At 67.6% G+C, this 18,544-nt stretch carries 17 protein-coding genes and 1 pseudogene; 13 read left to right on the top strand and 5 right to left on the bottom strand.

The window, feature by feature from the left end:
- The first annotated feature begins 60 nt into the window (after positions 1-60).
- From OHA11_RS15405 to OHA11_RS15365, 9 genes are all read left to right on the top strand, one after another.
- On the top strand, positions 61-2,559 hold the full coding sequence (locus OHA11_RS15405; protein ID WP_266496572.1) for an ABC transporter family substrate-binding protein: 2,499 nt from the start codon (positions 61-63) through the stop codon (positions 2,557-2,559).
- A 221-nt stretch (positions 2,560-2,780) separates the two neighbouring features.
- Positions 2,781-4,688, top strand: a complete 1,908-nt coding sequence (gene typA, locus OHA11_RS15400; RefSeq protein ID WP_266496570.1) for a translational GTPase TypA — start codon at positions 2,781-2,783, stop codon at positions 4,686-4,688.
- A 455-nt stretch (positions 4,689-5,143) separates the two neighbouring features.
- Positions 5,144-6,181, top strand: coding sequence for an ABC transporter permease (locus tag OHA11_RS15395; RefSeq protein WP_266496568.1), 1,038 nt, complete (start codon positions 5,144-5,146; stop codon positions 6,179-6,181).
- Between the two features lie 100 nt (positions 6,182-6,281).
- A complete protein-coding gene (locus tag OHA11_RS15390; protein WP_266496566.1) occupies positions 6,282-8,087 on the top strand; it encodes an ABC transporter substrate-binding protein in 1,806 nt (601 codons plus the stop codon).
- A 105-nt stretch (positions 8,088-8,192) separates the two neighbouring features.
- Positions 8,193-9,170, top strand: a complete 978-nt coding sequence (locus tag OHA11_RS15385) for an ABC transporter permease (protein ID WP_266496563.1) — start codon at positions 8,193-8,195, stop codon at positions 9,168-9,170.
- Positions 9,171-9,180: 10 nt separating this feature from the next.
- Positions 9,181-10,242: an ABC transporter ATP-binding protein gene (locus tag OHA11_RS15380; protein ID WP_266496561.1), complete on the top strand. Its 1,062-nt coding sequence runs from the start codon at positions 9,181-9,183 to the stop codon at positions 10,240-10,242.
- A gap of 12 nt (positions 10,243-10,254) precedes the next feature.
- Positions 10,255-11,385 (top strand): ABC transporter ATP-binding protein, encoded by a 1,131-nt coding sequence (locus OHA11_RS15375; protein ID WP_266496558.1) that lies wholly within the window; start codon positions 10,255-10,257, stop codon positions 11,383-11,385.
- A gap of 294 nt (positions 11,386-11,679) precedes the next feature.
- On the top strand, positions 11,680-12,105 hold the full coding sequence (locus OHA11_RS15370) for a VOC family protein (RefSeq protein ID WP_266496555.1): 426 nt from the start codon (positions 11,680-11,682) through the stop codon (positions 12,103-12,105).
- Positions 12,106-12,114: 9 nt separating this feature from the next.
- A complete protein-coding gene (locus tag OHA11_RS15365; protein WP_266496552.1) occupies positions 12,115-12,591 on the top strand; it encodes a GNAT family N-acetyltransferase in 477 nt (158 codons plus the stop codon).
- 38 nt (positions 12,592-12,629) lie between these two features.
- Here OHA11_RS15365 and OHA11_RS15360 read toward each other — a convergent pair whose 3' ends face one another.
- From OHA11_RS15360 to OHA11_RS15350, 3 genes are read right to left on the bottom strand one after another with little or no spacing between them, the layout of a single operon-like run.
- A complete protein-coding gene (locus OHA11_RS15360) occupies positions 12,630-13,013 on the bottom strand; it encodes a hypothetical protein (protein ID WP_266496549.1) in 384 nt (127 codons plus the stop codon).
- Positions 13,010-13,279 (bottom strand): hypothetical protein, encoded by a 270-nt coding sequence (locus OHA11_RS15355; RefSeq protein ID WP_266496548.1) that lies wholly within the window; start codon positions 13,277-13,279, stop codon positions 13,010-13,012. Before OHA11_RS15355 ends, OHA11_RS15360 begins: the two co-directional genes overlap by 4 nt.
- 50 nt (positions 13,280-13,329) lie before the next feature.
- The gene (locus OHA11_RS15350) at positions 13,330-13,737 is read right to left on the bottom strand and encodes an ATP-binding protein (RefSeq protein WP_266496545.1); all 408 of its coding nucleotides are present in this window, start codon (positions 13,735-13,737) and stop codon (positions 13,330-13,332) included.
- 134 nt (positions 13,738-13,871) lie between these two features.
- On the opposite strand from OHA11_RS15350, the gene OHA11_RS15345 reads away from it, so the two are divergent.
- Entirely contained in the window at positions 13,872-14,756 is an 885-nt protein-coding gene (locus OHA11_RS15345) for a helix-turn-helix transcriptional regulator (RefSeq protein ID WP_266496543.1), read from the top strand.
- A gap of 11 nt (positions 14,757-14,767) precedes the next feature.
- Entirely contained in the window at positions 14,768-14,968 is a 201-nt protein-coding gene (locus OHA11_RS15340; protein WP_266496541.1) for a DUF397 domain-containing protein, read from the top strand.
- A gap of 51 nt (positions 14,969-15,019) precedes the next feature.
- Here OHA11_RS15340 and OHA11_RS15335 read toward each other — a convergent pair whose 3' ends face one another.
- Both OHA11_RS15335 and OHA11_RS15330 read right to left on the bottom strand, forming a co-directional pair.
- Positions 15,020-15,598: a Uma2 family endonuclease gene (locus tag OHA11_RS15335; protein WP_266496539.1), complete on the bottom strand. Its 579-nt coding sequence runs from the start codon at positions 15,596-15,598 to the stop codon at positions 15,020-15,022.
- A 28-nt stretch (positions 15,599-15,626) separates the two neighbouring features.
- Positions 15,627-15,731 (bottom strand): annotated as a pseudogene (locus OHA11_RS15330) (dipeptide/oligopeptide/nickel ABC transporter ATP-binding protein); the annotation flags it as partial.
- A gap of 140 nt (positions 15,732-15,871) precedes the next feature.
- Between OHA11_RS15330 and OHA11_RS15325 the strand changes: the two are divergent.
- The gene (locus OHA11_RS15325) at positions 15,872-17,518 is read left to right on the top strand and encodes an ABC transporter substrate-binding protein (RefSeq protein WP_266496536.1); all 1,647 of its coding nucleotides are present in this window, start codon (positions 15,872-15,874) and stop codon (positions 17,516-17,518) included.
- Positions 17,519-17,601: 83 nt separating this feature from the next.
- On the top strand, positions 17,602-18,525 hold the full coding sequence (locus OHA11_RS15320) for an ABC transporter permease (protein WP_266496534.1): 924 nt from the start codon (positions 17,602-17,604) through the stop codon (positions 18,523-18,525).
- Positions 18,526-18,544 lie beyond the last annotated feature (19 nt).

Genomic DNA, 18,544 nt, shown 5'->3' with positions numbered 1-18,544 from the left:
ATCACACGGCCTGACCTGTACTGCCCGACGTGATCAGCACCGCCCCGGAGGTATCCAGTCATGACCCACGACGGCGTCGGACCGCGCGCGGTGATGCGCTCGGTCGCGTTCCTCACGGCGGGCGTGCTCGCGGTGCCCGCCCTGGCCGGCTGCAGCGAGAAGGACGAGGCGGGCAGGCCCGCGGCCGGTCAGGAGATCGCCCCCGCCGGGCGGGCTCTGATCGCGGACGGCGGCACCCTGCGCTGGGCCGTGGACGCGGTCCCGGAGACGCTCAACGCCTTCCAGGCCGACGCGGACGCCGCCACCTCCAAGGTCGCGGGCGCCGTGCTGCCCTCCATGTACCGGCTCGACGCGAACGGCCGGCCGCAGCGCAACCCCGACTACCTGGAGTCCGCGAAGGTCGTCGACCGCGAACCCAGACAGGTCGTGCTCTACAAGCTCAACCAGCAGGCCGTCTGGAGCGACGGCCGCGAGATCGGCGCCGCCGACTTCGCCGCCCAGTGGCGCGCCCTGTCCGGCAAGGACACCGCGTACTGGACCGCCCGCAACGCCGGCTACGACCGCATCGAGAAGATCGAACGCGGCGCCAACGACCTGGAGGTGCGGGTCACCTTCAGCAAGCCGTACGCCGACTGGCAGTCGCTCTTCTCGCCGCTGTACCCGAAGGACGTCATGGCCACCCCCGACGCCTTCAACGACAGCGCCCGCCGCAAGCTCAAGGTCACCGCAGGACCCTTCGCCGTCGCCACCGTCGACAAGAACGCCGGCGAGGTCACGCTGAAGCGCAACCCGCGCTGGTGGGGCCGCCCCGCCAAGCTCTCCGCGCTGGTCCTGCGCGCCGTACCGCGTGACAAGCGCACCGCCGCGCTCACCGAAGGCCAGGTCGACCTGGCCGAGATCGGCTCCTCGGAGGCCCACCGCATCACGCTCGCCGCCCGCGACAAGGAGAACGGCAAGGGCGGCAAGGGGGCGCCGCTCGCGCACGGCCCCGGCGCCGCTCTCACGCCCGCCAGGGCGCTGCGCTCCTGGGCGATCGCGCACGGCTCCGACGAGGAGGCGGCCGACGGGGAGATCCTGGCCCGCCGGAAGCGGGGCAAGGCCATCGCGAAGTACGCGGACGAGCAGGCGTCCCTGCGCGGCTTCGAGGTCCGCAAGTCCCTCGAACCCGCCTTCACCCAGCTCGCGTTGAACGGGGAAGAGGGGCCGCTCGCCGACGAGCGGGTCCGCCGGGCCGTGGCCCGCGCCCTCGACCGCAAGGAGCTCGCCCGGGTCGTGCTCAAGCCCCTCGGCCTGCCCGCCGATCCGGTCGGCAGCCATCTCGCGCTCTCCGGACAGCAGGCGTACGCCGACAACAGCGGGGCGCTGGGCGGCCAGGACACCAAGGAGGCGCAGGCGCTGCTGGCCGACGCCGGGTGGGTGTCCGGCGGTCCCGTCAAGGAGGAAGCGAAGGAGAAGGAAGAGAAGAAGAAGGCGGCCGGCGCCGAGGCCTCCGAGAAGCCGGACGACGCGGAGAAGCCGAAGGCGTCCGCTGCCTCGGACTCGGACTCGGGCGCGGACTCGGACACTGACGAAGGCTCCGGCGGCTCCGACAGTTCCGGCGGCTCGGACAGCGCTGACGGCTCCGCGAGTTCGGAAGGCTCCGAGAGCTCCGAAGGCACCGACAGCTCCGGGGACGACGGTACGTACATCGTCGGTGAGGACGGAAAGCCCGGGGACAACAAGCCGGGCGACCACCGCGGCTCCGCCATGCTCGCGCCCGTGCCCCTGGCCGATCTGCAGAGGGTCGCGCTCCTCGACCAGGCCTACGTGCTGGGCGTTCGCGGCAGGGTCGAGACGGAGAAGAGGCAGAAGAAGGACGGGCCCGGCACGTCCGGCACCGTGGAGCAGCATCTCGCCCGCGAAGGGCAGTCGCAGTCGCAGTTGCAGCACGGCAGCGCCCCGGGGGCGTACGCGCCGAAGGGCACGGCCGCCCCGGGAGGCGCCGCGGCCGGACCGCTCGCCAAGGACGGCAAGCCGCTGACGCTGCGCTTCGTGCTCCCCTCGGGCCCCGGCTCGGAGTCGCTGCGGGCGGTCGGTGAGCGGATCTCGCGGATGCTGGAACGCATTGGCATCCGTACGGAGATCTCCAAGGTCGCCGACGAGAGCTACTTCAAGGATCACATCGCGTCGGGCCAGTACGACCTGGCGCTGTATTCCTGGCCCGCGTCCGCGTTCCCCGCGACCGACGCCCGCCCGATCTACTCCAAGCCGGTCCCGGCCGCCGACGGCTCCCTGAACGTCGAGCAGAACTACACCCGGGTCGGCACCGACCAGGTCGACCAGCTCTTCGATCAGGCCATCGCCGAGCTCGACCCGGACGAGGCCCGTTCCCTGGTCCGCAAGGCGGACGCCCGTATCTGGGCCGCCGCCGGCTCGATCCCCCTCTACCAACGCCCCCAGCTGACCGCGGCCCGCACCACCCTGGCCAACGCGGGCGCCTTCGGCTTCCAGACCCCGGTGTACGAGGACATGGGTTTCTTGAGGAAGGGCACAAAGCCGCAGGTGAGCCCATCTTCCTGAGCGACCCCGCGCCCCTCAGGGGCGCGGGGCTGTGACATTTGCGGCTCCGCCGCGGGGCGCGCTCAGCCCCACTCGGCCGCGCTGTGACAACCGACCTCACCCAGCCCGCGCAGCCCAAGCGGCAGCGGCCCCGTACGATGGGGTAAGGCCGTGGCGTGTTCAAGCCCGGCGGGCCCCGCGCAGCGGGAGCCGTTCACTCACTCCGGGAGAAGCGCCTCAATATGGCCACGCGCCACGACATCCGCAACGTCGCCATCGTCGCCCACGTCGACCATGGCAAGACCACCCTGGTCGATGCCATGCTCAAGCAGGCCGGTGCCTTCGCCGCGCACGCCGCAGAGTCGCTCGACGACCGCATGATGGACAGCAACGACCTGGAGCGTGAGAAGGGCATCACGATCCTGGCCAAGAACACGGCCGTGAAGTACCACCCGAAGGATGGCGGCGACGTCATCACGATCAACATCATCGACACCCCGGGCCACGCCGACTTCGGCGGCGAGGTCGAGCGCGGTCTGTCGATGGTGGACGCGGTCGTGCTGCTCGTCGACGCCTCCGAGGGCCCGCTGCCCCAGACCCGCTTCGTCCTGCGCAAGGCGCTCCAGCAGCGTCTGCCGGTCATCCTGTGCATCAACAAGACCGACCGCCCTGACGCCCGGATCGACGAGGTCGTCAACGAGACCTACGACCTGTTCCTGGACCTGGAGGCGGACGAGGAGCAGATCGAGTTCCCCATCGTCTACGCGTGTGCGCGGGACGGCGTGGCCTCGCTGACCAAGCCGGAGGACGGCACCGTCCCGGCCGACAGCGACAGCCTGGAGCCGTTCTTCTCCACGATCCTCTCGCACGTCCCGGCCCCGGAGTACGACACGGAGGCCCCCCTCCAGGCGCACGTCACCAACCTGGACGCCGACAACTTCCTCGGTCGTATCGCGCTGCTGCGCGTCGAGCAGGGCGAGCTGCGCAAGGGCCAGACCGTCACGTGGATCAAGCGCGACGGCACGATGTCCAACGTCCGCATCACCGAGCTGCTGATGACCGAGGCGCTCACCCGCAAGCCCGCCGAGATGGCCGGCCCGGGTGACATCTGCGCGGTCGCCGGCATCCCGGACATCATGATCGGCGAGACCCTCGCAGACCCCGAGAACCCGATCGCGCTGCCGCTCATCACGGTCGACGAGCCGGCCATCTCGATGACCATCGGTACGAACACCTCGCCGCTGGTCGGCCGTGGCGGTACCGGCAAGGGCGCCTCCGCGAAGGCCGCCGTCAAGGACCGCAAGGTCACCGCCCGTCAGGTCAAGGACCGTCTGGACCGCGAGCTGGTCGGTAACGTCTCGCTGCGCGTGCTCGACACCGAGCGCCCGGACGCGTGGGAGGTGCAGGGCCGCGGTGAGTTGGCGCTGGCCATCCTGGTCGAGCAGATGCGCCGTGAGGGCTTCGAGTTGACCATCGGCAAGCCGCAGGTGGTCACCCAGGAGATCGACGGCAAGGTCCACGAGCCCGTCGAGCGCATGACGATCGACGTGCCCGAGGAGCACATGGGCGCGGTCACACAGCTCATGGGCGTCCGCAAGGGCCGGATGGACAACATGTCCAACCACGGGTCCGGTTGGGTGCGGTTGGAGTTCGTCGTTCCCTCCCGCGGTCTCATCGGCTTCCGTACGGAGTTCCTGACCGGCACGCGTGGCACGGGCATCGCCCACTCCATCCACGAGGGCCACGAGCCGTGGTTCGGCGTGCTGACGACCCGTAACAACGGCTCCCTGGTCGCCGACCGTGCCGGCGCCGTCACCGCGTTCGCGATGACGAACCTCCAGGAGCGCGGCGTGCTGTTCACCGACCCCGGCACCGAGGTGTACGAGGGCATGATCGTCGGCGAGAACTCGCGCTCCGACGACATGGACGTGAACATCACCAAGGAGAAGAAGCTCACCAACATGCGGTCGGCCGCGGCCGACTCGTTCGAGGCGATCGTCCCGCCGCGCAAGCTCTCCCTGGAGCAGTCCCTGGAGTTCTGCCGCGACGACGAGTGTGTCGAGGTCACCCCGGAGTCGGTTCGCATCCGCAAGGTGAAGCTGGACGGCCGCGAGCGCGCCCGCGCCGCGAGCCGCGCCAAGCACGGCTGACCTGCCTGTTCCGGCACCCGGGAGCACGCTCCTGGGTGCCTCTGAGGGCCTTCTGAACGCCCGGTTCTCCGCACGGCGGGGGATCGGGCCTTCGGCATGCCCGTACACATAGGGCGTACGTGTACACGCGGTGGGACGGCGAAATCGTCTCAGTTCGGGCCACGGTGGAATCGAAGTGGCGGCGTTCGCATATCGGGCTTCGGCCAATCAAGTTTCGGACGCGTAAACGAAATTTTCGTCAGTCATGTCCGCATTGCCGGATTCTCGTCTCACCTGTCAAGCGCGCGCAGGTGTCAATCTTTGCAATTTTTGCTCAAAATATGGACGGTAGGGAGATCCCTATGTCTTCCGCCCTTGACGCGCGTTGACCCACTTGGTGAAAGTTCCCTGAAACCACAGAACCCGCCGGTATCTGTGCTGCGCTCAACTCTCCATCCCCCGGGGGAAGAACAAAGATGACCAGTCCAACCAAGGCCGAGGGCTCCGGGCCGTCGGCGGCCTTGGACCCCGAGCTCGCGTCGAAACCCGACCCCGCCGAGGCGGCGAAGCTTGAGGGCCGCTCCCCCGGGCAGTTGATGTGGCATCGCTTCAAGCGGGACCGTACCGGAGTCGTCTCCGCGGTCGTAGTGATTTTCTTCTTCGCGATCGCCGCCCTCGCTCCGGTCGTATCGATGGTGTACGGCAAGGATCCATACACGCTCTACGCGCAGGAGCCCGACTACCCCTTCCTGCTCGACGACTTCGCCATGCCCACCGGGTCGTACGGTGGCATCTCCGGTGACTTCTGGTTCGGCGTCGAGCCCAAGCTGGGGCGCGATGTGTTCACCATGCTGCTGTACGGCATGCGCACCTCGCTCTACATGGCCGTGCTCGTCACCGTGTTCAGCGTGCTGACCGGCGTCGTCATCGGTATGGTCAGCGGCTACTTCGGCGGCAAGGTCGACTACTGGCTGGGCCGGGTCACGGACTTCTTCCTGGCTTTCCCGCAGCAGCTGTTCTTCATCGCCTTCATGCCCGTGGTCACCGCGATGTTCGTCTCCCCGAAGGACGAGACCCCCACCTATCTGCGCGCCGTGGCGATCATCCTCGTGATGTGGTTCCTGGGCTGGATGGGCATGGCCCGGCTGGTGCGCAGCTCCGTACTCTCCCTGCGGGAGCGGGAGTTCGTCGAGGCGGCCAAGGTCTCGGGAGCCTCTCCGACGCGCATCGTGCGCAAGGAGATCCTGCCGAACATCGTCACGCCGATCCTCGTGCAGGGCACCTACATGCTGCCCAGTTCGATCCTCTCCATCGCCTTCCTCTCATATGTCGGTGTGGGCTTCACGGAGCCGACACCGGACTGGGGCCGGATGTTCGCCATCGGTGCCGGGATCTATGAGCAGGACCCCATGTTCATGTTCTTCCCGGGCATCGCGATGGTGGTCTTCGTGCTCGCCTTCAACCTTCTCGGCGACTCCGTCCGGGACGCTTTCGACCCCAAGACCGGACGCTAACCGTCCATTGGTGGTGGGGGGACTGCCACCCCCGTTCCGGGAGACCGGACCGTCAGGCAGTACTCGTGGACAACTATCGACAGGTAGGTGCATCGGCATCATGAAGCCCATCAGAACGCGCACCGTGCGCGCTATAGCCGTCGCCATCACAGCGGGGTCGCTGGCGCTGACCGGCTGCTCCAGTGACAGCGGCAAGGACAACTCCAAGGACAACTCCAAGTCCAAGGACGACGCCGCCGCGCAGTCGACGCCTGTCGCCTACGGTGATGCCCAGGCGTCGAACGGTCCGGCCGAAGCGGTGGCGGGGGCCAAGACCGGCGGCACCATCAACGTCTACCAGCAGTCCGACCTGACCCACATGGACCCGGGCCAGATCTACGTCAGCGACGCGGGCCAGTTCGCCAACCTGGTCCACCGCGGTCTGACGAACTTCCAGGAGGACGACAAGGGCAACCTGACCGTCGTCGGTGACGTCGCCACCGACTCCGGCAAGTCGTCCGATGGCGGCAAGACCTGGACGTACACCCTCAAGGACGGCATCAAGGACGAGGACGGCAACGTCATCACGTCCGCCGACGTCCGCCACACCATCGAGCGGCAGTACGCCAAGTTCATCTTCGACGGCCCGACGTACGTCCAGAACTGGCTCTCGGGCCCCGAGTACCGCAAGGCCCTGCCGGACGGCCCGTTCAAGGGCAAGCACCTGCCGGACTCCGTCCTGGAGACCCCCGACGACAAGACGGTCGTCTTCCACTTCAAGGCCGCCCAGCCGGACCTTCCGCAGGCCCTGGCCATGGCCGGTTACGCCATCGTGCCCGAGAAGCAGGACACGAAGGAGAAGTACGACAAGGCCCCGGCCTCGCTCGGCCCGTACAAGATCTCCGAGTACAAGGCCGGCAAGTCGGTGACGCTGGTCAAGAACACCCAGTGGGACGCGAAGACGGACTCGGTGCGCCACCAGTACGTCGACGGCTACAACTTCACCAACACCATCGACCAGGCCAGCCAGACCAAGCGCCTGCTCGCCGACCAGGGCGAGGCCAAGAACGCCATCCAGTTCACGGACTCGGTGGACCCGGCCCAGCTCGCCACGGTCATCGGCAACGCGGCGGCGAAGAAGCGCACCATCCAGGGATACCAGCCCTACGTGTGGCAGCTCTCCTTCAACCTCGACAGCGCCAACATGAAGGACAAGAAGGTCCGCGACGCGATCACCTACGCGATCCCGAACCAGTCCATGGTCCAGGCGGACGGCGGACGGTACGGCGGTGAGGTCGCCGGTGGTCTGCTGGCCCCGACCCTGCCGGGCTTCGACCCCACCTACGACCCGTTCGGCAAGCTGAAGAAGCCCAACGGCGACCCGGCGAAGGCCAAGGAACTGCTGAAGGAGGCGGGGGTCAAGGAGGGCACCAAGCTCAGCTACGCCTACTCCAACACCCCGCGTGGCCAGGCCCAGATGGTCATCATCAAGGACGCGCTGAACAAGATCGGCTTCGACGTCCAGGCCAAGGAGATCGACCGCGCGACCTTCTACGAGCAGGTCGGCAAGCTGAAGAACCCGTACGACCTGTACATGACCGGCTGGGGCCAGGACTGGCCGTCCCCGGGCACGGTCATCACCCCCGTCTACGACGGCACCCAGGTCGCTGACGGTTCGCCGAACTACTCGCACATCAACGACAAGCAGGTCAACGCCCTCATCCAGAAGGCCCTGACCGAGGAGCCGGAGGCCGCGGCCAAGACGTGGGAAGAGGCTCACCACCGCATCGTGGAGGAGATCAACCCCGGCGCCCCGGTCTACTACTCGAAGCAGATCCAGCTCTACGGGTCGAACATCGGTGGTGCCCGGTACAGCACGGAGTCGAGCTACATCGACATCAACGACCTGTTCCTGAAGCAGCCGTAATCCGTCAGCTCGGCTGATCCGTGGGGGTGTGCGCCAGGCGGAGCGCACCCCCACGGACGGTATCCCCCTCCTGCCGCCGCGTTTCGAAGAGAGCACCCACCCGCCATGCTTCAGTTCCTCATCCGCAGGCTGAGTGGCGCCGTAGTGATCATGTTCCTGATCGGCGCCTTCACGTTCTTCCTGTTCTATACGATCCCCCAGGACTTCGCGCAGCTGTCCTGCGGCAAGAACTGCTCCCCCGAGAACATCGAGGTCATCCGCGAGAACCTCGGCCTCGACAAGCCCATCACCGCCCAGTTCTGGGAGTTCATGAGAGGCGTCATGTTCGGCCGGGACTTCCCGCAGGGACACTGTTCCGCCCCGTGTCTGGGCGTCTCCTTCGACAGCGGCGACTTCGTGTGGGACTCCATCATGGACCGCTTCCCGCTGACGCTCTCGCTGACCATCGGCGGCCTGGTGATCTTCCTGCTGTTCGGCCTCGGCACGGGTCTGCTGGCCGCCTGGAAGCGTGGTACCGCCGTCGACAAGGCGGTCAGTGGCGCCTCGATGGTGCTCAGCTCGTTCCAGATCTACTTCCTGGGTCCGATCGTCCTGAGCCTGCTCGTCTACAACACCGGCTGGCTGGAGAACCCCAAGTACGTGTCGTTCACGGACGATCCGGGCGGCTGGTTCATGGGCATGCTGATCCCCTGGGCCGTGATGGCCACGATCTTCACCGCCCAGTACACGCGTATGGCGCGCTCGACCATGATCGAGCAGCTGCAGGAGGAGCACGTCCGCACCGCGCGCGCCAAGGGCATGCGCCAGCGGTACGTCTTCTTCCGCTACGCCTGGCGTGGTTCACTCATCCCGATCGTCACCATCATCGGTATGGACCTCAGCGCGCTCCTGTCGGGCGCGGTGGTCACGGAGTTCACCTTCGACCTCGCCGGGATCGGGCGTCTCGCGGTCGAGGGCTCGCTGACCAAGGACCTTCCGCTGACGATGGGCGTCATGCTGTTCGGGGCCTTCTTCATCCTGATCCTGAACATCATCGTGGACCTCGCCTACGCCTACATCGACCCGCGCGTGCGCCTCGCCTAGGAGAAATACCGTGACCACACTGACCAAGACCGAAGGCGAGAAGGCCCCGAGCGGGCCGGAGGCCTTCCTCTCGGTCCGCGACCTGCGCGTGCGGTTCTCCACCGAGGACGGCATCGTGAAGGCCGTCGACGGGCTCTCCTTCGACGTCGAGCGCGGCAAGACCCTGGGCATCGTGGGAGAGTCGGGCTCCGGCAAGTCCGTCACCAACCTGACCGTCCTCGGCCTGCACAACCCCAAGACCTCCACCGTCGAGGGCGAGATCGTCCTGGACGGCAAGGAACTGGTCACCGCGACCGAGAAGGAGATGGAGAAGCTCCGCGGCAACAAGGTCGCGATGATCTTCCAGGACCCGCTGACCGCGCTCTCGCCGTATTACACGGTGGGCCGGCAGATCGCGGAACCGTTCATGAAGCACACCGGCGCCTCCAAGAAGGAGGCGAAGGCGCGGGCCATCGAGATGCTCGACAAGGTCGGCATCCCGCAGCCCGCCATGCGCTTCAACGACTACCCGCACCAGTTCTCCGGCGGTATGCGCCAGCGCGCGATGATCGCCATGGCGCTGATCTGCGACCCCGACCTGCTGATCGCGGACGAGCCGACCACGGCCCTGGACGTGACCGTCCAGGCGCAGATCCTCGACCTGCTCAAGGACCTCCAGCAGGAGTTCGGTTCGGCGATCATCTTCATCACCCACGACCTCGGCGTCATCTCCACCATGGCCGACGACCTGCTGGTGATGTACTCGGGCCGGGCCGTGGAACGCGGCACCGTACGCGAGGTGCTGCGCGCCCCCCAGCACCCCTACACCTGGGGCCTGCTGAGCTCGATGCCGCGCCTCGGCGGTGACACCGCGCAGGCGCTCACGCCGATTCCCGGCTCGCCGCCCAGCCTGCTGAACCCGCCGTCGGGCTGCCCCTTCCACCCGCGCTGCGGCTTCACGGCCGAGGTCGGCGGGACCCGCTGCTCGGACGAGCGGCCGGAGCTTTCCGAGGGCCGGGGCGCCGCGTGCCATCTCGACGCGCAGCAGCAGTCGACCTTTTTCATCGAGCAGATCAAACCCCGGTTGGGCTAGGGAGAACGAGACATGAGCGACAAACTCACCCTGCCGAAACCGCAGGGCCCCGTCGACGGAGTCGGCGAACCGCTGCTCTCCGTCGAGGGCCTGACCAAGCACTTCCCGATCTACGGTGGATTCCCGATCAAGCGCAAGGTCGGAGCCGTACAGGCGGTGGACGGGGTCGACCTGACCGTCGGCGTCGGCGAGAGCGTCGGCCTGGTCGGTGAGTCCGGCTGCGGCAAGTCGACGACGGGCCGGCTCATCACGCGCCTCCTGGAACCGACCGCCGGGAAGATCACGTACGCGGGCCAGGACATCACGCACGCCTCGCGCAAGCAGATAGCCCCGGTCCGCTCCGAGATCCAGATGATCTTCCAGGACCCGTACTCCTCGCTGAACCCCCGGCAGACCGTCGGCACCATCATCAAGTCGCCGATGGAGGTCAACGGCATCAACCCGCCGGGCGGTCGCGAGACGCGCGTACGCGAACTCCTCGAACTGGTGGGCCTCAACCCGGAGCACTACAACCGCTTCCCGCACGAGTTCTCCGGCGGTCAGCGTCAGCGCATCGGCGTGGCCCGAGCCCTGGCCCTGAACCCGAAGCTGATCGTGGCGGACGAGCCGGTGTCGGCCCTGGACGTGTCGATCCAGGCGCAGGTGGTGAACCTCCTCCAGAAGGTCCAGGAGGAGATGGGCATCGCCTTCCTCTTCATCGCCCACGACCTGGCCATCGTCCGGCACTTCTCGCAGCGCCTCGCGGTGATGTACCTCGGCAAGGTGGTGGAGGTCGGGGACCGGGACTCCATCTACAACCGGCCGCGCCACCCCTACACGCACGCGCTGCTGTCGGCGGTTCCGGAGGTCGCCCTCGACGACGAGGCCGAGGACCGGGAGCGGATCAGGCTCTCCGGCGACGTGCCCTCACCGATCCATCCGCCGTCCGGCTGCCGCTTCCGCACGCGCTGCTGGAAGGCGCAGGACAAGTGCGCGAGCGAGGAGCCCCCGCTGGTCCAGATCTCCGGCAACCGGGACCGCCACCTGACGGCTTGCCACTTCCCGGAGGACCCGACGACGGAGGCGCGGGACGAGGACATCGTCCTGGACCCGGCGTTGGCGGCGTTGGAGAAGGACGCGCAGAAGGACGCGGAGAAGAACTGACGTCGCGTCTCTCGCCCCTACCGCCCGTACCCGTCCCGATGCTGTTGGCGAATCCGTCGGGCGAGGCAATTGTTGCGAGAGTCCCAGCGACACGCCGGGTTCACGGCGTGTCGCTGGGACTCACCGCACACTTGCTGGAGGTCCGGCGGGATTCGCCAACAGCCTGACGATCAACTGCCGCGCTCCGGCTCGTGCGGGATTTTTCACCTCAGCATCGGGATGGGAACGGGTAGGGGCGGCGAAGGTAAAATCCCGTCTGGCGGCGACGTGCGACAAGCCCTCTGGAGGGGCCAGTTGAGTCAGTTGGACCCGAGCATCCACAGCATCACCTTCGACTGCACCGGAGACCCGTACGATCTCGGGCTGTTCTGGAGCGAGTTGCTCGGCCGGCCCCTGGCCGACGACGACAAGCCCGGTGACCCTGAGGCGCTGCTCCAGGACCCCGAAGGCGGACCGAGGCTGCTCTTCGTCCGGGTCCCGGAGGGCAAGACGGCCAAGAACCGCATCCACTTCGATCTCAAGCCGAAGGGCCGCACCCGGGCGGCGGAAGTCGAGCGGGCGCTAGCCCTGGGAGCACGGCTGATCGCAGACCGGACCCGCCCCGACGGCGGCGGATGGGTCCTCTTGGCGGACCCGGAGGGCAACGAGTTCTGCGTGGAGCGGGGGGAGTTGGACCGCATCACCGGCAGCCCGGCCGACTCGGCCGGCTTCGCCGGCTAAGGCGCGGGGATGTCTTCGTCACTCCGCCTGGAAAGGGTCACCCCGGACAACGTCGAGGCCGCAATCGCCCTCAAGGTTCGCCACGACCAGGAACGCTTCGTCTCCCCGGTCGTGAAGTCCCTGGCCGAGGCCTACGCGCAGCCCGAGACCGCCTGGCCCCGACTGGTCTACGACGGCGACGAACTCGTCGGCTTCGTCATGGCCTTCTTCGACGTCCGCTTCGACCCGGACAACCCCAACGACCGCCCCCGGTCCGGCCTCTGGCGCCTCAACATCGCCGACGGCAAGCAGGGGCGCGGATACGGTCGCTTCGCGGTGGAGTCCGTCTGCGAGGAGGTCCGCCGCCGTGGCCGTACCCGCCTCGTGACGGTCACCTGGGCGGAGGGCGAGGGCGGCCCGGAGCCGTTCTACCTGGGGCTCGGTTTCCGCCGTACGGGAGAGATGAGCGGCGACCAGGTCGTGGGGGAGCTGGACTTGAACCCGTGAGCCGAGGAGCACCAGAGCCGAGACGGTGTCCCGTCGGGTCAACGGTTCAGGTCGACGACGCGGGCGAAACGCTTCTCGTAGAAGCCAGGGCTGACGGTCGCGATGAACGGTTCCTCGTACTCCTCGCCCACACGATGCGCCGCCTCGACGGCTGCGGCGAAGCCGAACGGCAATCCCTCGTGGTGCAGTTGGCAGCAGGTCACAGTGGCGGGGTAGTCGAGGTCGACCGTTGCGATGCCGAGCTGCCCGATGTGGACGGCGATACCGGGACGCTCGCGCTCGGCCTCGACGACGGAGAGTACGGGCGTATGCAGGAACACGTCCGGTTCGAGGCGGGCCGCGTGGACGAGGCCGGAGACCTGCCGGTTCCCGCCCAGCGCCAGCAGGGTGTCGGCGTCGAGGACGTAGTGCTCTCGGATCACGCGGCGCCCTGCTCCGTCGCGTAGTGGGCGACGACCTGGCCGCGGACCTTGCGCAGGACCTCGGCGCTGGTCTCGTCGGTTACGGTGACGCCGAAGTGTTCGGCCAGGTACTCGGACGTGTGGGCGGCGCGTTCCGCCAGTTCGCTCGGGGTGAGCGTGCTCTCGGCGAACTGCTCGATGAGGTGGCGCATGGTCGTACCGCGGGCCTCCGCGAGGACGGCGAGACGGTCACGGGTCTTGGAGTCGACCTTGATCGTGGTGTCCATGGCGTGAGTATACCGGCGGGAATACCCGATGCTGGGGAGCTTGTCGGGGCTCACGTCTCCTCCTTCGGGGCGACGGTGAACCAGACCGCCTTGCCGTACGGGTAGTCCCGTACGCCCCACTCGTCGGCGCATGCCTCGATGATGCCTAGCCCGCGTCCGCACTCGTCGCCGTTGGCGGGAGTGCTGGGCGTCGGCGTACCCGGACCGTGGTCCCAGACCGTGACGCGGAAGTCCTCCAGCGTGCGCTCCATGCTGACGTAGGCCTCCATGGAGGAGTGGCGGTAGGCGTTCGTGACGACCTCCGAGACCAGCAACTCCACCGTGTCCACAATGCAGTTGAGCTTTGCGGCGGCGAGGATGCTGCGGATCGTGGCCCGGACCACGCCGACGGCACGGGGGTCGTGGGGGATGGACATGCCGTAGGTCCAGAGGGGGGTGAGGGGTTTGGGCGTGCGCATGTTGCAGCCTCCAGTTGTGTGCCTGCTGTGACTGAAGCCATACGTAAGGTAGCGGTTGTGGTTGCCAATACTCAACCTCCTTGTGGGGGAGATGGGTTGTTGGATACTTCAGTGGGTGGCGATAAGGAGGCGGCATGGGGCTGAGGGTGAACCCGACGTATCGACAGCGACGTTTCGGCGCTGAGGTGCGAGCAATGCGTGAGGGGGCCGGATTCACCGCAGCGCGTGCGGCAGGGGTGATGGGGATGAATGCATCTCACATCAGCACCGTCGAGGCGGGGCGGACGGCCCTGTCCGCGGACCGGCTTCGTCGACTTGCTGCGGCATCAGGTGGCGAGGACTCCACCTACGTGGATGCCTTGATTGAGCTGGGCGCCACGTCCGGCAAGGGGTGGTGGACGGAGTACCGGGACCGGGTGCGTCCCTCGCTCCTCGATCTGGCCGAGTTGGAGGACGGGGCTGCTGAAGTCGTCTGCTACGAACCGTTCTTCGTGCCGGGGTTGCTCCAGACCGAGTCGTACGCCTCGGTGATCCACCGTCAGGGGTACGCGAAGGCGCGGAACGCGGAGCACGACCTGGCGGTCGAGTTTCGAGTCGCCCGCCAGCGGATCCTCCAAGGGGAGCACGCTCCGCGGGTCCACGCGATCGTCCATGAGGCCGCGCTGCACCCGTCGTACGGAGACGAGCGTGTCATGCGCGAGCAACTGGTGCGGCTCATTGAACTGTCACGCCTGCCCCACGTCACCATTCAAGTGCTGCCCTTCGACGGACCCGTGCCGTTCGGCACGTCCTTCACAACGCTTCTGCCGCCCGTGAAGCGTCTCGGTACCGTGATCGTCGCGCACGTCGAACAGTCCCTGTACCTGGGAGATGTTGAGGCCCTTGCTCGGTACACGGACCTGTTCGCTAGGCTGCGGCACGCGGCGCTTCCGCCTATGGACGTGTCCGTACCGCCCGAGGGGCACCTCGCCAAGGACTCCCTGGGGCTGATCCAGAGACTCCCCTATCCCCTCCTCTGAAGAAGGCGAGCATGACCGGGCTGCGGTGGCAGAAGTCGACCTACAGCGAAGGCGGCGCCGACACCTGCGTCGAGGTGGCCCTCGACCCCACCGGCACCCCCCACCTCCGCGAGAGCGACACCCCCGGCACCGTCATCGCCACGGCGCCGTCCGCCCTCGCGGCGCTGCTCGACCGGGTCAGGGTCAAGGGCGGGGAACTGCCCGGCAGTTGACTCCATCCCGGCCGCCGAACCCGCCGCGAACCCGAGCCCCGCCTCACCCCTTCAGCTCGACCCCGCCCTGCCGTAACGGCGAAAAGCGCCGGTCTCCACACTCCACGGGCCGAAGGGCACCGTATCGCCGAAGATGTAAGGGTCTTTGCGCTGGTAGTGGTTCTTGCACGGGGCGGAGTGCACCTGGATGGTGCCCGTGCGGGGGTCGACGATCACGCAGTGGGCGATGCCCATTGCCGGGTACTCGGCGAGCTTTTCGACGTAGTCGTTGTTCGGATTCGACGGCGAGACGATCTCGATGACCGCCAACACCTGCGTCGCGTCCACGGCGAGGCCCTCTTCGTCGAGCGCGTCCTCGGGGATGACGACCGCGTCCGGGCGCCGCATACGGCCGATCGACGGGTGCTCGATCTCGGGACCGTTCTCGCAGACGTAACCGGGGTGGGTGGCGGGGAGCTGCGCGTCGAGCTGCCGGCGGATGCGGTGGATCGCCCCCGCATGCCGCTTCGAGGGGCTCCTCATCGCGAGAAACGGGCCAGAAGGCCCGATCTCCACGCGCCAGGATCCCTCAAGGTGCTCGGCGTATGCCATGAGCTCCTCGGCGATCGCGCGCATCTTTGCGTAGTCCATGCCTTTGAAAGTAGCGAGGCCGCTGCCTCAGGTGCCCCACCCCGTTCCCCTCGACCCGTACCCGCGTCGGCGCCTCCGACGCGCACCTCTCCGTCGCCTTCCAGCAGCGCGTGCGGAAGCGGCAGCCCGGCGGCGTCATGCGTGCATCCGGTCGATGCCCCCACCCGGAAGGGTGGGATGAATGTGCGTCATATGACTTATGCCCCGATATTGGGCGCTACAGGCACAGCGCTCCCGCGCCGGAGCCACAGCGCACTGAAGAGGAGGCACTCCATGCGTGGAGCCACGCACGCCCGATGGGCCGCATGCGCGGCGGCGGTAGCTCTCGTCGCGACGGCCTGCGGGGACGACGGGAACGACGGGGGCGGCGGCAGCGGCGGCAGTGACGGCTCCGGGATCGTGAGCTCCTCGTGGGGTGACCCGCAGAACCCCCTGGAGCCGGCCAACACGAACGAGGTGCAGGGCGGCAAGGTCCTCGACATGCTCTTCCGCGGTCTCAAGCGCTACGACGCCAAGACCGGCCAGGCCAACGACATGCTCGCCGAGAAGATCGAGACCTCGGACTCGACGAACTTCACCGTCACCGTCAAGAGCGGCTGGACGTTCAGCAACGGCGAGGCCGTCACCGCCAAGTCGTTCGTGGACGCCTGGAACTACGGCGCCAGTCTCAAGAACAACCAGAAGAACGCCTACTTCTTCGGGTACATCGACGGCTACGACAAGGTCCACCCCGAGGACGGCAGTAAGCAGACGGCCGACACCCTCTCCGGCCTCAAGGTCACCGGCGAGAACACCTTCACGGTCAAGCTCAACCAGAAGTTCTCGACCTTCCCCGACACCCTCGGCTACTCGGCCTTCTCGCCGCTGCCCACGGCGTTCTTCGACGACCATGCCGCCTGGCTGGACAAGCCCGTCGGCAACGGCCCGTACACCGTCGACTCGTACGCCAAGGGCTCGGTGATGAAGATGCGCGCGTGGGACGCGTACCCGGGTACGGACAAGGCGCAGAACGGCGGGGTGGATCTCAAGGTCTACACCGACAACAACACCGCCTATACGGACCTGATGGCCGGCAACCTCGACCTCGTCGACGACGTGCCCGCCTCCCAGCTCAAGAACGCCCCGAGCGACCTCGGCGACCGGTACATCAACACGCCCGCAGGCATCATCCAGACCCTCGCCTTCCCGTTCTACGACAAGGCCTGGGACAAGCCCGGCATGGAGAAGGTCCGCACGGGGCTGTCCCGGGCCATCGACCGTGAGCAGATCACCGAGACCATCTTCCAGAAAACGCGGACGCCCGCCACCGACTGGACCTCGCCCGTCCTCGGCGAGGACGGTGGCTACAAGGAGGGGCTGTGCGGTGACGCCTGCGAGTACGACCCCGCCGCGGCCAAGAAGCTGATCGAGGAGGGCGGCGGGCTGCCCGGCGGCCAGGTCAAGATCTCGTACAACGCGGACACCGGCTCCCACAAGGAGTGGGTGGACGCCGTCTGCAACTCCGTCAACAACGCGCTGGACAACGACAAGGCCTGCGTCGGCAACCCCGTCGGCACCTTCGCCGACTTCCGCAACCAGATCACGCAGTTGAAGATGTCGGGCCCCTTCCGGGCCGGCTGGCAGATGGACTACCCGCTGATCCAGAACTTCCTGCAGCCGCTGTACTACACCAACGCCTCGTCCAACGACGGCAAGTGGACCAACGCCGAGTTCGACAAGCTCGTCAACGAGGCCAACGCGGAGACCGACCAGGCCAAGGCCGTCGGCCTCTTCCAGCAGGCCGAGGAGGTCCTGCGGGACGACATGGGCGCCATCCCGCTCTGGTACCAGAACGGCAGCGCGGGCTACTCGGAGCAGGTCTCCGACGTGGCGCTCAACCAGTTCAGCGTCCCGGTCTACAACGAGATCAAGGTCAGCTGAGCCCGCGGGGGCACCCGGTACCGGCCACCCGTCGACCCACGGGTGGCCGGTACCGGGTGCCCCCGCCTACCTCCGGAGCCCTCATGGGACGGTACGTGATCCGGCGTCTGCTGCAGATGATCCCGGTCTTCTTCGGCGCCACCCTGTTGATCTTCCTGATGGTGAACGTGATGGGCGACCCCATCGCGGGCCTGTGCGGCGACCGGCAGTGCGACCCCGCCACGGCCGCCCAGCTGCGCAAGGAGTTCGGCCTCGACAAGCCCGTGTGGCAGCAATACGTGACCTACATGGCCAACGTCTTCACCGGCGACTTCGGCACCGCGTTCAACGGGCAGGAGGTCACCGAGCTGATGGCGACCGCCTTCCCGGTCACCATCCGGCTCACGATCGTCGCGATCTTCTTCGAGATCGTCATCGGCATCACGTTCGGCGTCGTCACCGGACTGCGCCGCGGCCGTCCCGTCGACACCGGGGTCCTGCTGGGCACCCTCGTCGTCATCTCGGTGCCGATCTTCGTCACCGGTCTGCTGCTCCAGTTGCTGCTGGGCGTCGAATGGGGCTGGATCAGTCCGTCCGTCTCCCCGGAGGCCCCCTTCGACGAGCTGATCGTGCCGGGACTGGTGCTCGCGTCCGTCTCCCTCGCGTACGTGACCCGGCTGACCCGCACCTCCATCGCGGAGAACCGGCGCGCCGACTACGTCCGTACGGCCGTCGCCAAGGGCCTTCCCCGGCGCCGGGTCGTCACCCGGCATCTGCTGCGCAACTCGCTGATCCCGGTGGTCACCTTCATCGGCACCGACATCGGCGCGCTGATGGGCGGCGCGATCGTCACCGAGCGCATCTTCAACATCCACGGCGTCGGCTTCCAGCTCTACCAGGGCATCCTGCGCCAGAACACCCAGACCGTCGTCGGCTTCGTGACCGTCCTCGTGCTCGTCTTCCTGGTGGCCAACCTGCTGGTCGACCTCCTGTACGCCGTACTCGACCCGAGGATCCGCTATGCCTGAACCGATGCCGCCGGAGCCG

It is taken from the genome of Streptomyces sp. NBC_00878 (assembly GCF_026341515.1).
Classification (GTDB): domain Bacteria; phylum Actinomycetota; class Actinomycetes; order Streptomycetales; family Streptomycetaceae; genus Streptomyces.
Note: the sequence above shows the minus strand (reverse complement) of the source record. Positions and strands in the feature narration are given on the sequence as shown.

Excerpts from the sequence above, each read along its gene's own strand:
- OHA11_RS15405 (WP_266496572.1), top strand. The coding sequence starts at position 61 with ATGACCCACGACGGCGTCGGACCGCGCGCGGTGATGCGCTCGGTCGCG.
- typA (WP_266496570.1), top strand. The coding sequence starts at position 2,781 with ATGGCCACGCGCCACGACATCCGCAACGTCGCCATCGTCGCCCACGTC.
- OHA11_RS15395 (WP_266496568.1), top strand. The coding sequence starts at position 5,144 with ATGACCAGTCCAACCAAGGCCGAGGGCTCCGGGCCGTCGGCGGCCTTG.
- OHA11_RS15390 (WP_266496566.1), top strand. The coding sequence starts at position 6,282 with ATGAAGCCCATCAGAACGCGCACCGTGCGCGCTATAGCCGTCGCCATC.
- OHA11_RS15385 (WP_266496563.1), top strand. The coding sequence starts at position 8,193 with ATGCTTCAGTTCCTCATCCGCAGGCTGAGTGGCGCCGTAGTGATCATG.
- OHA11_RS15375 (WP_266496558.1), top strand. The coding sequence starts at position 10,255 with ATGAGCGACAAACTCACCCTGCCGAAACCGCAGGGCCCCGTCGACGGA.
- OHA11_RS15365 (WP_266496552.1), top strand. The coding sequence starts at position 12,115 with ATGTCTTCGTCACTCCGCCTGGAAAGGGTCACCCCGGACAACGTCGAG.
- OHA11_RS15355 (WP_266496548.1), bottom strand. The coding sequence starts at position 13,279 with ATGGACACCACGATCAAGGTCGACTCCAAGACCCGTGACCGTCTCGCC.
- OHA11_RS15350 (WP_266496545.1), bottom strand. The coding sequence starts at position 13,737 with ATGCGCACGCCCAAACCCCTCACCCCCCTCTGGACCTACGGCATGTCC.
- OHA11_RS15345 (WP_266496543.1), top strand. The coding sequence starts at position 13,872 with ATGGGGCTGAGGGTGAACCCGACGTATCGACAGCGACGTTTCGGCGCT.
- OHA11_RS15340 (WP_266496541.1), top strand. The coding sequence starts at position 14,768 with ATGACCGGGCTGCGGTGGCAGAAGTCGACCTACAGCGAAGGCGGCGCC.
- OHA11_RS15335 (WP_266496539.1), bottom strand. The coding sequence starts at position 15,598 with ATGGACTACGCAAAGATGCGCGCGATCGCCGAGGAGCTCATGGCATAC.
- OHA11_RS15325 (WP_266496536.1), top strand. The coding sequence starts at position 15,872 with ATGCGTGGAGCCACGCACGCCCGATGGGCCGCATGCGCGGCGGCGGTA.
- OHA11_RS15320 (WP_266496534.1), top strand. The coding sequence starts at position 17,602 with ATGGGACGGTACGTGATCCGGCGTCTGCTGCAGATGATCCCGGTCTTC.